This window comes from Streptomyces cellostaticus (genome assembly GCF_001513965.1).
In the GTDB taxonomy this organism is placed as follows: domain Bacteria; phylum Actinomycetota; class Actinomycetes; order Streptomycetales; family Streptomycetaceae; genus Streptomyces; species Streptomyces cellostaticus.
Window position 1 is genome coordinate 143,813 of sequence record NZ_KQ948023.1, and the last position, 14,902, is coordinate 158,714.

Consider the following 14,902-nt stretch of genomic DNA (forward strand, 5'->3'; position numbering starts at 1 on the left):
CCGGACCTGGAACCTTTCTCGTGGCTGCGGTGTATCAGAGGTGCGAAAGCTGCGAAGGCTATGGAATCAAATGCCTGCGGCTCAGCGGCGCGACATGTAGATGTCGAGCGCCTTGTGGAGAAGCTTGTTCAGCGGGAAGTCCCACTCGCCCAGGTACTCGGCGGCCTGCCCGCCCGTGCCGACCTTGAACTGGATCAGGCCGAACAGGTGATCCGTCTCGTCCAGCGAGTCCGAGATACCGCGCAGGTCGTAGACGGTGCCGCCGAGCGCGTAGGCGTCGCGCAGCATCCGCCACTGCATCGCGTTCGAGGGCCGGACCTCACGGCCGATGTTGTCGGAGGCGCCATAGGAGTACCAGACGTGCCCGCCCACGATCAGCATGGTCGCGGCGGACAGGTTCACGCCGTTGTGGCGGGCGAAGTACAGCCGCATGCGGTTGGGGTCCTCGGTGTTGAGGGCCGTCCACATGCGCTGGAAGTACGACAGCGGGCGGGGCCGGAAGTGGTCGCGCACGGCCGTGATCTCGTACAGCCGCTGCCACTCGGCCAGGTCCTGGTAGCCGCCCTGGACGACCTCGACACCGGCCTTCTCGGCCTTCTTGATGTTGCGGCGCCACAGCTGGTTGAAGTTCTTGTGGACCTCTTCCAGGGAGCGGTTGGCCAGCGGCACCTGGAAGACATAGCGGGGCTGCACGTCGCCGAAGCCGGCGCCGCCGTCCTCGCCCTGCTGCCAGCCCATGCGGCGCAGCTTGTCGGCCACCTCGAAGGCGCGCGGCTCGATGAAGTCGGCCTCCATGTCGCGCAGGCGCTTCACATCCGGGCTCTGGATGCCCCGCTTGATCGTCTCCGCGTTCCAGCGGCGGATGATCACCGGCGGACCCATCTTCACCGAGAAGGCGCCCTGCTGCTTGAGGTGCGCCAGCATCGGCTGGATCCAGTCGTCCAGATTCGGCGCGAACCAGTTGATGACCGGGCCCTCGGGGAGGTAGGCGAGGTAGCGCTTGATCTTGGGCAGCTGGCGGTAGAGAACCAGGCCCGCGCCGACCATCTCGCCCGTGCGCTCGTCGAACCAGCCGAGGTTCTCCGAGCGCCACTCCGCCTTCACATCGGCCCAGGCCGGGACCTGCATGTGGCTCGCCGACGGCAGGCTCTGGATGTAGGCCAGATGCTGCTCGCGGCTGATGGTCCTCAGGGTCAGGCTCATGTCGGGGCGCTCCTCGGGCTGGTGTGTCCCCATGGGTACAGGGGCTCCGGCTCTAGCGCCGAAGCCTACTGCGCCTTGCGAGCGCCCCGACTGGGCGTATGGCACCTTCGCCCCGGCTTGTTGGCCGCCAGGGCGTTTCTACGGTGCCCGGGAAGGTGCCGGACCGTCGGTCGGGAGGGTCAGCCGATGAGCCCGCCGAACAGCCCGCCGTGTGCCATGCCGATCAGGAAGCCCACCCCCGAGGCACCGAGACCCAGGATCAGACCGGTCCGCTCACGCGTGGTCTCCGAGATCCACTGCCCGTAGGCGCCGACGACGATGCCCAGCAGGCCGGTCCAGGACGTGAGCAGGTGAAGGCCGTGGAAGAAGGACGTGATGAAGGACAGCAGCCCCAGGACCAGCGTCACCGCCATCAAGGTGTCCTGGAGCGGACGGACCTTTCCGTCGGTGGCGAACAGGGATCCGGCGGTGTTGGGTCGCAATGCCTGTGTCATGAGACACCTCCTGCGGATCGCGGCGCACTGTAGCGCCATACACACCCGATGTGTACAGATTGGCGGCCCCCACCGCCGGATTTCAACCGGAAGCCGGTGTGCAGGTAGTCTGTACCGTCTGCACCGGTGTCTGCCCAGGCCTTGCCAGGTCACTGCGGGGATTCCCAGCGGAGCCCCCTGATTGTCAGCGGCGGCCGATACCGTTGCGTACGCATCACAACCCTCCTGCCACGGAACGACCGTGGCCGCTGAGTCCAAAGGAGGTGGGTTCCACATGCGTCACTACGAGGTGATGGTCATCCTCGACCCCGATCTGGAGGAGCGCGCTGTCGCCCCCCTGATCGAGAACTTCCTCTCCGTCGTCCGTGAGGGCAACGGCAAGGTGGAGAAGGTCGACACCTGGGGCCGTCGTCGTCTCTCGTACGAGATCAAGAAGAAGCCCGAGGGCATCTACTCGGTCATCGACCTGCAGGCCGAGCCTGCGGTCGTGAAGGAGCTCGACCGCCAGATGAACCTGAACGAGTCGGTCCTCCGGACCAAGGTCCTCCGCCCCGAGACCCACTGAGCTCTCCCGCTCAGCTGATCTCGGGATTCGAGTAGCAGCACAAGCAGCCAGCAGCAAACCCGCCGAGAGGTTCCCCCATGGCAGGCGAGACCGTCATCACGGTCGTCGGCAATCTTGTCGATGACCCCGAGCTGCGCTTCACCCCGTCCGGTGCGGCGGTCGCGAAGTTCCGCGTCGCGTCCACTCCCCGCACCTTCGACCGCCAGACCAACGAGTGGAAGGACGGCGAGAGCCTCTTCCTGACCTGCTCGGTCTGGCGTCAGGCGGCGGAGAACGTCGCCGAGTCGCTCCAGCGAGGCATGCGCGTCATCGTGCAGGGCCGGCTGAAGCAGCGGTCCTACGAGGACCGTGAGGGCGTCAAGCGCACGGTCTACGAGCTGGACGTCGAGGAAGTCGGCGCCAGCCTCCGCAACGCCACGGCCAAGGTCACCAAGACCGCCGGTGGCGCCCGCGGTGGCCAGGGTGGTTACGGCGGCGGTGGCGGCCAGGGTGGCGGCGGCTGGGGCGGCGGCCCCGGTGGCGGCCAGCAGGGCGGCGGCGCTCCGGCCGACGACCCGTGGGCGACCGGCACTCCCGCCGGTGGCAACCAGGGTGGCGGCGGCTGGGGCGGAGGCTCCGGCTCTGGCTCTGGCAGCGGTGGCGGCTACTCGGACGAGCCCCCCTTCTAAGGGCTCGCATCCCCACTTCTTGATCACACAGGAGAAACACCATGGCGAAGCCGCCTGTGCGCAAGCCTAAGAAGAAGGTCTGCGCTTTCTGCAAGGACAAGGTCACGTACGTGGACTACAAGGACACGAACATGCTGCGGAAGTTCATTTCCGACCGCGGCAAGATCCGTGCCCGCCGCGTGACCGGCAACTGCACGCAGCACCAGCGTGACGTCGCCACGGCCGTCAAGAACAGCCGTGAGATGGCGCTGCTGCCCTACACCTCCACCGCGCGATAAGGGAAGGGTGACCGACTCATGAAGATCATCCTGACCCACGAGGTCTCCGGCCTCGGTGCCGCGGGCGACGTCGTCGACGTCAAGGACGGTTACGCTCGCAACTACCTGATCCCGCGGAAGTTCGCGATCCGCTGGACCAAGGGTGGCGAGAAGGACGTCGAGCAGATCCGTCGTGCTCGCAAGATCCACGAGATCCAGACCATCGAGCAGGCCAACGCTGTGAAGGCCCAGCTCGAGGGCGTCAAGGTCCGTCTGGCCGTCCGCTCCGGCGACGCCGGTCGTCTCTTCGGTTCCGTCACGCCGGCCGACATCGCGTCCGCGATCAAGGCTTCCGGTGGCCCCGAGGTCGACAAGCGCCGCATCGAGCTGTCCGCCCCGATCAAGACCCTGGGCGCCCACGAGACGTCCGTGCGTCTGCACCCCGAGGTTGCCGCCAAGGTCAACATCGAGGTCGTCGCGGCGTAACGCTGCGCTCGGCTTGAACAGCTGAGAGAGGGGCCGCCTCCCGCGTGGAGCGGCCCCTCTTTGCGTTCGGTTTTGCGTGCGGTGTCAGAATTCGCTGGGCGCTGAGCGCGGCATGTTTCACGTGAAACCGGCACGGTGTGGGCCAACTGATCTGCTCAGCGGGTCGCTCCCGTCACGATCCATCGGCCCGAGCGCGCCCGCAGCCACAGGGTGAGCATGCGGATCGTCATCATCAGAGTCATGGCCGCCCAGAGTGCCGTGAGGCCTCCGCCCAGCGTGGGGACGAGCAGCGCCACAGGCGAGAACACCGCCAGGGTGATCACCATCGCCCAGGCCAGGTACGGTCCGTCGCCGGCACCCATCAGTACACCGTCCAGGACGAAGACGATCCCGCAGATGGGCTGAGAGAGGGCCACCATCAGCAGTGCAGGCAGCGCGGTGTCCTTGACCACGGAGTCGCTGGTGAACAGCGGGAGGAACAGCGGCCGGGCGGCCACCACGAGCAGGCCGAGTACGACACCGGTGGCGATGCCCCACTGGACCATACGACGGCAGGCCTCGCGGGCGCCTTGGGCGTCGTTGGCGCCGAGACAGCGGCCGATGATGGCCTGCCCGGCGATGGCGATCGCGTCGAGGGCGAAGGCCAGCAGGCTCCACAGGGACAGGACGATCTGGTGGGCGGCGATGTCGGCGTCACCCAGACGTGCCGCGACGGCCGTGGCGATCATCAGGATCGCCCGCAGGGACAGCGTGCGCACGAGCAGGGGGCCTCCGGCGTGTGCCGAGGCCCGGATGCCGACGGCGTCCGGGCGCAGGGAGGCCCCGTGCCTCCGGGCCCCGCGGACGACCACGTACAGATAGACGGCCGCCATGCCGCACTGGGCGATGACGGTGCCCCAGGCGGATCCGGCGATGCCGAGTCCGGCGCCGTAGACGAGTCCCGCGTTGAGTCCGGCGTTGGCGACGAAGCCCGCGACGGCGACGTACAGCGGGGTCTTGGTGTCCTGCAGGCCGCGCAGCACACCGGTGGCGGCAAGGACGACCAGCATGGCCGGGATACCGAGAGCGGAGATGCGCAGATACGTCGTGGCGTGGGGGGCCGCAGTGGCGGATGCGCCGAGGAGGTCCACGATGCCCGGGGCCAGAGGGAGGACGAGGGCGATAACCGCCCCACCGAGGAGCAGTGCGAGCCAGATGCCGTCCACGCCCTGGCGGATGGCTGCCTGGACATCGCCGGCGCCGACACGCCGAGCCACGGCGGCCGTGGTGGCGTAGGCGAGGAAGACGAAGACGCTCACGGCGGTGGTGAGAAGGGCTGAGGCCACACCCAGACCGGCAAGTTGGGCGGTCCCGAGGTGGCCGACGATCGCGCTGTCCGCCATGAGGAAGAGAGGCTCGGCGACGAGTGCACCGAAGGCCGGGAGGGCCAGCGCGACGATCTCTCGGTCGTGCCGCCGTCGGGTGGCCTGGGGTATCGCAGGAGCCTGTGTCATGAGCATCAATCTAATCGTCCACAGGTAAGAGATGCAATCGACTAATGACCCTTACTTCCAGTCTCGGCCCGTGTACTTTCGTGCACCGTTCGAAGCGATCTTGGTCCGACTGGGAAAGTTTTTCTTCTGCACAGCCAGTGGATGGTAAATGTGCAGGTCAGGGCGATCCTCTTGGTGGGATCGAGGGCTTGTTCACAGGGCTGTCCACCGGGTCGTGCACAGGTTTCGACGAGTTCTCCACAGCATCGGGGCCGTCGTCCACATGGCCTGTGGATAACCAGATTGGCTGACGGTGCCGACAGGCCTACCGTTGTCCGGCGCCCGCTCCTGCTCTCGGCCCGGGAAACGTCACAAAACCGACGCGTCAGAACCGGAGTTGGGCCTCTCAATTTGTCAGTGTCGTGCCGTAGAAAAGAGGGCACGGCGAGGTCCGCCGTGCGGACGGGAGGAGGTGGCTCGGTGAGTATTTCCGAGCCCTTGGACGATCCGTGGGCGGACAGCGGGCCCAGCGATCGTCTGCCGGCCTCCCGTCGGCGGGGTGACGGCGGCCGGGGCCGTGACGAGCAGCACGACCGGGGCCGGGAGAACGGCGGCTGGGACGACGCAGGCTCCTCCTTCGAGCGGGTGCCGCCGCAGGACCTGGACGCCGAGCAGTCCGTCCTGGGCGGCATGCTGCTGTCCAAGGACGCCATCGCGGACGTGGTCGAGGTCCTCAAGGGCCACGACTTCTACAAGCCCGCGCACGAGACGATCTACCAGGCGATCCTCGACGTCTACGCGAAGGGCGAGCCGGCCGACCCCATCACCATCGCCGCCGAGCTGACCAAGCGCGGCGAGATCAACAAGGTCGGCGGCGCGTCGTACCTCCACACCCTCGTCCAGACGGTGCCGACGGCGGCGAACGCCGAGTACTACGCGGAGATCGTCCACGAGCGAGCGGTCCTGCGCCGCCTGGTCGAGGCCGGCACCCGCATCACGCAGATGGGATACGCGGCCGACGACGACGTCGACGAGATCGTCAACCGCGCCCAGGCCGAGATCTACGCGGTCACCGAGCAGCGCACCAGCGAGGACTATCTGCCGCTCGGCGACATCATGGAGGGCGCCCTCGACGAGATCGAGGCGATCGGCTCGCGCAGCGGCGAGATGACCGGTGTGCCCACCGGATTCACGGACTTCGACTCGCTGACGAACGGCCTGCACCCGGGCCAGATGATCGTCATCGCGGCCCGTCCCGCCATGGGTAAGTCGACGCTCGCGCTGGACTTCGCGCGGGCCGCCTCGATCAAGCACAACCTCCCCAGCGTCATCTTCTCGCTGGAAATGGGCCGCAACGAGATCGCGATGCGTCTGCTGTCCGCCGAGGCCCGCGTCGCCCTGCACCACATGCGGTCCGGCACGATGACCGACGAGGACTGGACCCGGCTCGCCCGACGCATGCCGGACGTCTCCGCCGCCCCGCTCTACATCGACGACTCCCCGAACCTGTCGATGATGGAGATCCGGGCCAAGTGCCGGCGCCTGAAGCAGCGCAACGACCTGAAGCTGGTCGTCATCGACTACCTCCAGCTGATGCAGTCCGGCGGCTCCAAGCGCGCCGAGAGCCGTCAGCAGGAGGTCTCGGACATGTCCCGTAACCTCAAGCTGCTCGCCAAGGAGCTGGAGGTCCCGGTCATCGCGCTCTCCCAGCTGAACCGTGGTCCCGAACAGCGCACCGACAAGAAGCCGATGGTCTCCGACCTGCGTGAGTCCGGCTCCATCGAGCAGGACGCGGACATGGTCATCCTGCTGCACCGCGAGGACGCCTACGAGAAGGAGTCCCCGCGCGCGGGCGAGGCTGACCTGATCGTCGCCAAGCACCGAAACGGCCCCACGGCGACGATCACGGTGGCCTTCCAGGGCCACTACTCCCGCTTCGTGGACATGGCGCAGACCTGACCCGGCCGGCCACCGCCGGGGAAATGAACTCGACGCATGGCGTCCCAGCGGATGGACTGGCCTCATGACGACATCTCAGGAAGAGCTGCTCCCGGGGACTCGGCGCGCGTTGTTGCACCGGATCGCTGTCGCGCAGGCCGAAGGGCGGGCGCCGTCGCTGGTCGCTGCGGTCGTGCGGGGAGGGCGGACGGTCTGGCACGGCGCCCGGAGTTCGGTGGACGGACATGCTCCGGACGAAAATGTGCAGTACCGGATCGGGTCGATCACCAAGACGTTCACCGCCGTACTGGTGCTGCGGCTGCGTGACGAGGGCATGCTCGATCTCGGTGATCCCCTGGAGAAGTATCTGCCGGGCACCGGAGCCGGCGAGGCGACGATCGCCGAACTGCTCGCGCACACTGCGGGATTGGCGGCGGAGTCGCCCGGGCCCTGGTGGGAGCGGACCCCGGGCTCGTTGCGCCCCGACCTGAGCGATGTCCTCGGTGAGCAGCCCCTCCTGCACCCCGTCGGCCGGCGTCACCACTACTCCAATCCGGGCTACACGTTGCTCGGCGCGCTGGTGGAGGAGCTTCGGGGCGCCCCCTGGGCGGAGGTGCTGCGCAGCGAAGTACTCGAACCGCTCGGCCTCCACCGCACCAGCGTCCAGCCGCAGGCGCCGCACGCCGGTGGCTGGGCCGTGCACCCCTGGGCCGACACGCTGCTGCCCGAGCCGCTGGAGGATCTCGGGCGGATGGCGCCCGCCGGTCAGTTGTGGTCCACGACCGGGGACCTCGCGCGGTTCGCCGTCTTCCTGGCCGGGGGAGACGACCGGGTGCTGAGCGCGGAATCGGTGCGTGAGATGCGGACACCGGCTGCGCCCGCCGAGATCGCGGACGTGTTGGACGGGGCCACCTACGGGCTCGGCATGCAGATTCAGCACCGTGACGGCAGGCTCCTCGCCGGGCACTCCGGCTCGCTTCCGGGCTTCCTCGCGAACCTCACCATCAGCGTGGAGGACGATGTGGCGGCGGTGGTGTTGGCCAACTGCACCAGTGGTCCGCTGCTGGGAGCGGTGGGCGCTGACCTGGTTCGTATCGTCGCCGAGGCGGAACCGCGCATCCCCGAGCCGTGGCGGCCGCTGCGTGAAGTGGATCCAGCGGTACTGGAGTTGGCCGGGCAGTGGTACTGGGGGACCCATGCCTTCGTCTTGCGGGTGACGGCCGACGGGCTCCTCGCCCTGGGACCGCTGACCGGTGGCGGACGCCGGGCCCGCTTCCGCTCGAACGGAGACGGGACGTGGACGGGCCTGGAGGGCTACTTCGCCGGCGAGCTGCTTCGCCCCGTACGCCGCCCGGACGGGTCCGTGAGCCATCTCGACCTCGGGTCGTTCGTGTTCACCCGGCAGCCGTACGAGGAGGGGGCCGGGGTGCCCGGCGGCGTGGACCCGGAGGGCTGGCGAGGGATCGCGGACTAGTCGGCTCGCTGGGGGGCGGGTGTTTCACGTGAAACACCCGCCCCGACTCCTTCAGAGCTGAAGCTTGAAACCCACATGCGAGGCGGTGAAGCCGAGCCGCTCGTAGAAACGGTGGGCGTCCGTGCGGCTGCTGTCGGAGGTCAGCTGCACCAACTGGCAGTCCTGGCGCCGGGATTCCTCGGTTGCCCACTCGATGAGCTGTGTGCCCAGGCCGCTGCCGCGCTCGTCGGCGTGGACACGAACGCCTTCGATGATCGAGCGGGTCGCTCCCCTGCGGGAGAGCCCGGGGATGATCGTGAGCTGGAGGGTGCCGGTCACCCGGCCTTCGTGGACAGCGACCACGAGTTGCTGGTTCGGGTCCGCGTTCAGCCGCTCCAGCGCTGCCAGGTACGGCGTCAGGTCGTCGGGTGACTCGCGTTGGGCGCCCAGCGGATCGTCGGCAAGCATGGCGATGATTGCCGGCAGGTCGTCCGCGGTCGCACGTCGTATCTCAAGATCTCCCATGTCCGCACCCTATGCGGGCACGTTCAGGGACTCGACGACCCGCACCAGCGGGGCCAGTTCGGGATTCCTGGCGGCCCCGTCGAGAGCCTCACGCAGGGCGGCGTCATTGGTGGGCCGCGCCTCCTCCAGCAGTCGCAGACCCGCCTCGGTGACGTTGGTGTAGATGCCGCGACGGTCGGTGGGGCACAGGTAGCGCTCCAGCAGTCCGCGGTCCTCCAGGCGGGTCACCAGTCGCGTGGTGGCGCTCTGGCTGAGCACGACCGCGTCGGCGACCTGCTTCATCTGCAGATGGCCGCCCTCCCCGTCGTGCTGCCGGCTGAGCACGTCGAGCAGGGAGTACTCACGCACGCTCAGGTCGTGCTTGGCCTGCAGCGCACGTTCGATGTGCGCCTCGATCCTCCCGTGCAGCAGGGAGAGGGCGCACCAGCCCTGGGCGAGGGCGGTGAGCGCGGGGTCCGTCGCTGTCATTGGCGTTCTCTTCCGTCCCGGAGCGGCTGAATCCAGGGTAGAGCACGTTCGCAATAGTCCGCGGTTGCGGTTAGCCCGCGTCTGCAATTATTGTGAACGCACGCAAAGCGCTCCTGCAATCGTTTGGGAAGGTGTACCCCCATGCCTCTCGCGCTTCTGGCTCTCGCGATCGGGGCCTTCGGAATCGGAACGACAGAGTTCGTGATCATGGGCTTGCTGCCCGAGGTGGCGGGCGACTTCGGGGTCTCCATCCCCACAGCGGGCCTGCTCGTGACCGGATACGCCCTCGGTGTGGTGATCGGCGCCCCGCTGATGACGGTGCTCGGCACCAAGGTCCCGCGCAAGCGCATGCTGATGCTGCTGATGGGCCTGTTCATCGCCGGAAACCTGCTTTCCGCCGTGGCCCCCGCCTTCGCGATCTTGCTGATCGGGCGGGTGGTCGCCTCCCTGGCCCACGGCGCCTTCTTCGGCATCGGCTCGGTCGTCGCGGCCGAGCTGGTGGCTCCCGACAAGAAGGCCGGTGCCATCGCCATGATGTTCACCGGCCTGACCGTCGCCAACGTCGTCGGCGTCCCGCTGGGCACGCTCATCGGGCAGAACATCGGCTGGCGTGTCACCTTCGGCCTCGTCGCCGCCCTCGGTGTCGTGGGGCTGGCCGGCATCGCCAAGCTGGTGCCCGAGATGCCCAGGCAGGAGGGCGTGCATCTGCGTCACGAACTGGCCGCCTTCAAGAACGCCCAGGTCCTGCTCGCCATGGCGATGACCGTCCTCGGCTTCGGCGGTGTCTTCGCGGCCATCACCTACATCGCCCCGATGATGACCCACGTCGCCGGCTTCGCCGACGGGTCGGTCACCTGGATGCTGGTCCTCTTCGGCCTCGGCATGGTCGGCGGCAACCTCATCGGCGGCAAGTTCGCCGACCGCGCGCTGATGCCGATGCTGTACGTCTCCCTGGGCGCCCTGGCCGTGGTCCTCGCGCTCTTCACGCTCACCGCACACAACAAGATCGCGGCCGCCGTGACCATCGCCCTGATCGGAGCCCTCGGCTTCGCGACCGTCCCGCCGCTGCAGAAGCGCGTCCTCGACCAGGCGCACGGCGCGCCGACGCTGGCGTCGGCCGTGAACATCGGCGCCTTCAACCTGGGCAACGCCCTCTCCGCCTGGCTCGGCGGCATCGTGATCGCGGCCGGCTTCGGCTACACGGCCCCCGACTGGGTCGGCGCAAGCCTCGCCGCGGCCGCCCTGCTCCTCGCCGTCCTCTCGGCCGCCCTGGAGCGCCGCGACAGCGCACGCAGCACGGTGGTGGCCTCCGGAACGCCCGCCGGACAGCCGACCCCCGTCCACCACTGAGCCCGCCCGGAACAACGCACCAAGGAGAACGCTCCATGAGCACCACCACCATCGCCCCGCTCACCATCGAGGACGCCGAGCTGCTCGTGGCCACGGCCCGGCGCGCGGCCGAGCAGGCCGGAGTCACCGTCAGCGTCACCGTCCTGGACGCCGGCGGTCACCTGCTCGCGTTTCGCCGGGACGACCGGGCCGTGCTCATCTCCGGCGAGACCAGCACCCGTAAGGCCTACACGGCGCTCCAGCTGAACGCGGCCACCACCGACCTGGTCGACGCCGTGCAGCCCGGAGGCCCCTTCCACACGCTGCCCACAGCCCTCGACCGACCCCTGCTGTTCATCGCGGGCGGTCTCCCCGTCCATCGGGACGGCCGGCTGATCGGCGCGATCGGGGTCGGCGGCGGTGCGCCGGACCAGGACCACGTCTTTGCCACCACGGCCGTCCAGGCGCTCGCCTGATCAGACTCCCCGAGCCATGACAACGCTGGCCCCCGCCCTGGAGCGGCGGGCCGGCTTTTGCGTGCGGCCCACTCAGCCCGCGGCCACCGTCAGCGGCGCGAACCGTCGCGTCCAGTCTCCCGGCAGGTCCGTGATGCCGTAGGTCATGACGGCGTTGAAGGCCACCGATGCGAGTCCCCGCGCCTTCGCCCAGGCGAGCAGCTCCTCGTGGCGTACGTCGATGTCGGTACGCAGCGGGCGGTCCGTGTGGGCCGCGAGCGAGGTGATGAGGGCCTGGGCCGTCTGCGTGTCCCGGGCGATCAGCGGGCCGACGACGTGGGTGTCCATATTGGGCCAGGCGGCCGTGTAGCCGATGATCCGGCCGCCGTCCTCGGCCACGCGCAACTGATCGGCGAAGGCGGGCAGGCGCGTGATGAGGGGAGTGCGGTCGGCGCCGAACACCTCCTCGTCGAGCCGGAGGATCGAGGGCAGGTCCTCCGCGGTGGCGGCACGGGTCGTCACGCCGCATTCCGGCCCGCCGGGCGTGAAGTGTCCCGTCAGCATCTCCGCCCGCCCGGTGACCTTGAAGCCCAGCTCTTCGTAGAGCGGGCGCCCGTTGGGGGTGGCGTGCAGGGTCAGCGGTGTGGTGCCCATGGCCGAGACGACATGCCGCATCAGGCGGCGTCCGACGCCCTGGCTGGCGTGGCGCTCGGCCACCAGGACCATGCCGATGGCGCCCAGATCCGACCGCTCCCAGGAGCCGTACTCCGTGACGACACACGCGGCGACGAGCCCGCCGTCGGGGTCGTCGATGCCGTATCCCTTGCCGGCAGTGAGGAGGAAGCCCCACTTGTGTTCCTCGCGTGGCCACCCCCGATCTTCGGACAAGTCGGCGCAGGCGGTGAGATCGCGGAGCGTCAGACGGCGGATGGGCAGAGCAGCGAGGGAAGGAGTCGGCACGCAGGTCAGGCTGTCCGACCGGCACCCCTGACGTCCACCTGTTTCGATGCAGACGCAGGTGCTTTTGGCCATGTCGTGGCCTATCCCACAGGCTGCTGACAGAGGCGTGGGTGTTTCACGTGAAACAACGGCAGCCCATTAGCCTCGGGCCCCATGGCGAGACTTCATCTCTTCGACCTTGACGGCACTTTGCTGCACGCCACCACCGCGCCGGTGGAGATTTCGCGCCAGTTGGGCAGAGAGGCAGAGACGGTGGCGCTGGACCGGGCGATTGCCGAGGGGAGGATCGGTCCGCCGGAGTATGCGACCCAGGTGTACGACCTATGGGCGGACCTCACCGAGGCGCATGTGAGCGCGGCCTTCGAGGCGGCTCCTTGGCTGGCCCGGATCCGCGAGGTCTGGGCGGAGATCAGAGGCGCAGGCGACTACTGCGCGGTCGTGTCCCTCTCACCGTCCTTCTTTGTGGAACGCCTCCTCGGCTGGGGTGCTCACGCGGCTCATGGATCGCGCTTCCCTGCCGTGCCGTTCACCGAGCCCGTCGACCCGGCCGGGGTGCTGAGCGCCGCAGCCAAGGTGACCGTCGCGGACCGGCTCTGCCAGGAGTTCGGGGTGTCCCGTGCGGACTGTGTCGCATACGGCGATTCGATGTCGGACAAGGATCTGTTTGCTGCCGTACCGGTTTCCGTGGCGGTCAACGCGGATGGCCACCTGTCCGGGGTTGCCACGCACTCCTACAGGGGGCGGGATCTGTGGGATGCCTATGAATTGGTCAGGACCGTCCAGTAGTTGAAGGAGTTCACGGTTCGCCCCTTGTTTGCTTCGTGGGGAAGGAAGGAGGGACTTGTGTGCGTGGCGACGGCCGGTAGGGTCGACTCCGGTTCACGTCCGGGATGGAGTGCACGCATCCCGTGCGGGCCGAGAGCAGGGCAGTCAGCCTAACGGGACGAAGAGATCGAACACCCGTGTTTCCGGGTATAAGGCCGCGGTATCCGCTCAGAATGGGATGCTGCGGAGAGAGTGCTACGGCTGGCGCCCGCCGGGGGAAAGCATGCACCTTCCGGGGAGAAGGTGCGCAGACCGACCGAAAGATGTTCGAGGCGAGGGCACACCATGGACGCTCCGACCACCACGTCGGGGGAGAACGGCATAGCGGGCGGTGGCGGCTGGTTCATGCCGCGCAAGATGCCATCGGCCCCGCCGCCGGACGGTGATCAGGAGACGGCCGAGGGCCGCGGGCCCGCGGTGGTACGACCCGTGGGCCGACCGGTCGGGGAGGACGTGGCCCGCACCACGACCGACGCGCCCGAGGGGCTCGCCGCGCAGCCCGCCGGGCACCTCGCACCAGGCGCGTACGCCCCTCCGGGCCCTCAGCCCGCCGTACCCCTCGCCCCGGGCCCGTCCGCCCCTCCGAGCCCGCAGCGCGCAGCGGCTTCCGAGCCCACGCCCCCGGTCGTCGCGCCGAACGCCCCCGAGCGCGTGCCCGCCCAGCGCTCCGCAGCGCCCGTCGAGGAGGCCTCCCCGGACGCCCTCGTCATCCGCCGCACGATGGCCGAGATCGCCCCCATCGCCGACAAGGTCACCTCCTACTTCTACGCGCTTCTCTTCGTCCGCCACCCCGAGGTACGGCCGATGTTCCCGGCCGCGATGGACACCCAGCGGGACCGGCTGCTGAAAGCATTGCTCACCGCGGCCGAGCACATCGACAACACGCCCGTCCTCGTCGACTACCTGCAGAACCTGGGCCGCGGACACCGGAAGTACGGCACACGCCCCGAGCACTATCCGGCCGTGGGCGAATGCCTGATCGGCGCATTGAGCAAGTACGCCGCCACCGTCTGGACCCCGGAGACCGAGGCGGCCTGGGTACGGGCCTACACGACGATCTCCCAGGTGATGATCGACGCCGCGGCGGTGGACGAACTGCGCGCCCCGGCCTGGTGGCAGGCCGAGGTCGTCACGCACGACCTCAGGACCTCCGATGTCGCGGTCCTCACCGTCCGCCCCGACCAGCCCTATCCGTTCCTCGCCGGGCAGTACACCAGCGTGGAGACGCCCTGGTGGCCCCGGGTCTGGCGGCACTACTCCTTCGCCTCGGCGCCCCGCTCGGACGGCCTGCTGACGTTCCATGTGAAGGCGGTCCCGGCCGGCTGGGTCTCCAATGCGCTGGTGCACCGCGCCCGGCCCGGAGACGTCATACGCCTCGGCCCGCCGACCGGCTCGATGACCGTCGATCACACCACCGCCAGCGGACTGCTGTGCCTGGGCGGCGGCACCGGCATAGCGCCCATCAAGGCCTTGGTCGAGGATGTCGCCGAGCATGGCGACCGCCGTCCGGTCGAGGTGTTCTACGGCGCCCGCACCGACCATGACCTGTACGACATCGACACCATGCTCAGGCTCCAGCAGAGCCACCCGTGGCTCTCGGTCCGGGCGATCATCGATCAGCAGGCCCATCTCCAGCTTCCCGACGCCATACGGGAGTACGGCCCCTGGAACGAGTACGACGCCTACCTCTCGGGCCCGCCCGGAATGATCCGCAGAGGGGTCGACGCGCTGCGGAACAGCGGAATCCCCTCGGACCGCATACGGCACGACTCCGTCGAGGAACTGGTCGTCGTCGGCCACTGAC

16 protein-coding genes are annotated in these 14,902 nt (G+C 68.7%); 10 read left to right on the forward strand and 6 right to left on the reverse strand.

All coding sequences use genetic code 11. The annotated features are described in order from the left end of the window. Positions 1 to 81 precede the first annotated feature (81 nt). On the reverse strand, positions 82 to 1,203 hold the full coding sequence (femX, locus tag AQI88_RS19055; protein WP_067000452.1) for a peptidoglycan bridge formation glycyltransferase FemX: 1,122 nt from the start codon (positions 1,201 to 1,203) through the stop codon (positions 82 to 84). Positions 1,204 to 1,382: 179 nt separating this feature from the next. Continuing rightward, entirely contained in the window at positions 1,383 to 1,697 is a 315-nt protein-coding gene (locus AQI88_RS19060; RefSeq protein ID WP_067000455.1) for a hypothetical protein, read from the reverse strand. A 274-nt stretch (positions 1,698 to 1,971) separates the two neighbouring features. Between AQI88_RS19060 and rpsF the strand changes: the two genes are divergently transcribed. The 4 genes from rpsF to rplI all read left to right on the forward strand — a co-directional run bounded on the left by rpsF (position 1,972) and on the right by rplI (position 3,673). After that, entirely contained in the window at positions 1,972 to 2,262 is a 291-nt protein-coding gene (gene rpsF, locus AQI88_RS19065) for a 30S ribosomal protein S6 (RefSeq protein WP_005482942.1), read from the forward strand. A 77-nt stretch (positions 2,263 to 2,339) separates the two neighbouring features. Further along, positions 2,340 to 2,930, forward strand: coding sequence for a single-stranded DNA-binding protein (locus tag AQI88_RS19070; protein WP_067000458.1), 591 nt, complete (start codon positions 2,340 to 2,342; stop codon positions 2,928 to 2,930). Between the two features lie 41 nt (positions 2,931 to 2,971). Continuing rightward, a complete protein-coding gene (gene rpsR / locus AQI88_RS19075; protein ID WP_003949403.1) occupies positions 2,972 to 3,208 on the forward strand; it encodes a 30S ribosomal protein S18 in 237 nt (78 codons plus the stop codon). An 18-nt stretch (positions 3,209 to 3,226) separates the two neighbouring features. Beyond that, complete coding sequence (gene rplI / locus AQI88_RS19080) at positions 3,227 to 3,673, forward strand: 50S ribosomal protein L9 (RefSeq protein WP_067000461.1); 447 nt, start codon at positions 3,227 to 3,229, stop codon at positions 3,671 to 3,673. A gap of 155 nt (positions 3,674 to 3,828) precedes the next feature. Here the strand turns inward: rplI and AQI88_RS19085 are convergent, their stop codons facing one another. Beyond that, on the reverse strand, positions 3,829 to 5,166 hold the full coding sequence (locus AQI88_RS19085) for an MATE family efflux transporter (RefSeq protein ID WP_067000901.1): 1,338 nt from the start codon (positions 5,164 to 5,166) through the stop codon (positions 3,829 to 3,831). A 459-nt stretch (positions 5,167 to 5,625) separates the two neighbouring features. Here AQI88_RS19085 and dnaB point away from each other — a divergent pair, with 459 nt between their 5' ends. Both dnaB and AQI88_RS19095 read left to right on the forward strand, forming a co-directional pair. After that, complete coding sequence (gene dnaB / locus AQI88_RS19090; protein WP_067000464.1) at positions 5,626 to 7,104, forward strand: replicative DNA helicase; 1,479 nt, start codon at positions 5,626 to 5,628, stop codon at positions 7,102 to 7,104. 64 nt (positions 7,105 to 7,168) lie between these two features. Further along, on the forward strand, positions 7,169 to 8,557 hold the full coding sequence (locus AQI88_RS19095; protein ID WP_067000467.1) for a serine hydrolase domain-containing protein: 1,389 nt from the start codon (positions 7,169 to 7,171) through the stop codon (positions 8,555 to 8,557). A 51-nt stretch (positions 8,558 to 8,608) separates the two neighbouring features. On the opposite strand, the gene AQI88_RS19100 is transcribed toward AQI88_RS19095, so the two are convergent. Together AQI88_RS19100 and AQI88_RS19105 are read right to left on the reverse strand one after the other, a co-directional pair. Further along, entirely contained in the window at positions 8,609 to 9,061 is a 453-nt protein-coding gene (locus AQI88_RS19100) for a GNAT family N-acetyltransferase (RefSeq protein WP_067000469.1), read from the reverse strand. 9 nt (positions 9,062 to 9,070) lie between these two features. Then, positions 9,071 to 9,529 carry a MarR family winged helix-turn-helix transcriptional regulator gene (locus tag AQI88_RS19105; protein ID WP_067000472.1) on the reverse strand — a complete coding sequence of 153 codons (459 nt, stop codon included), beginning with the start codon at positions 9,527 to 9,529 and terminating at the stop codon, positions 9,071 to 9,073. A gap of 141 nt (positions 9,530 to 9,670) precedes the next feature. On the opposite strand from AQI88_RS19105, the gene AQI88_RS19110 reads away from it, so the two are divergent. Together AQI88_RS19110 and AQI88_RS19115 are read left to right on the forward strand one after the other, a co-directional pair. Next, entirely contained in the window at positions 9,671 to 10,879 is a 1,209-nt protein-coding gene (locus AQI88_RS19110) for an MFS transporter (protein ID WP_067000475.1), read from the forward strand. Between the two features lie 35 nt (positions 10,880 to 10,914). Beyond that, on the forward strand, positions 10,915 to 11,334 hold the full coding sequence (locus AQI88_RS19115; protein WP_067000478.1) for a GlcG/HbpS family heme-binding protein: 420 nt from the start codon (positions 10,915 to 10,917) through the stop codon (positions 11,332 to 11,334). Between the two features lie 72 nt (positions 11,335 to 11,406). On the opposite strand, the gene AQI88_RS19120 is transcribed toward AQI88_RS19115, so the two are convergent. Then, positions 11,407 to 12,273 (reverse strand): GNAT family N-acetyltransferase, encoded by an 867-nt coding sequence (locus AQI88_RS19120; RefSeq protein ID WP_067000481.1) that lies wholly within the window; start codon positions 12,271 to 12,273, stop codon positions 11,407 to 11,409. 153 nt (positions 12,274 to 12,426) lie between these two features. Here AQI88_RS19120 and AQI88_RS19125 point away from each other — a divergent pair, with 153 nt between their 5' ends. Both AQI88_RS19125 and AQI88_RS19130 read left to right on the forward strand, forming a co-directional pair. Then, the gene (locus tag AQI88_RS19125) at positions 12,427 to 13,059 is read left to right on the forward strand and encodes an HAD family hydrolase (RefSeq protein ID WP_067000484.1); all 633 of its coding nucleotides are present in this window, start codon (positions 12,427 to 12,429) and stop codon (positions 13,057 to 13,059) included. Between the two features lie 324 nt (positions 13,060 to 13,383). After that, positions 13,384 to 14,901 (forward strand): globin domain-containing protein, encoded by a 1,518-nt coding sequence (locus AQI88_RS19130; RefSeq protein WP_208615830.1) that lies wholly within the window; start codon positions 13,384 to 13,386, stop codon positions 14,899 to 14,901. The last annotated feature ends 1 nt before the right edge of the window (position 14,902 follow it).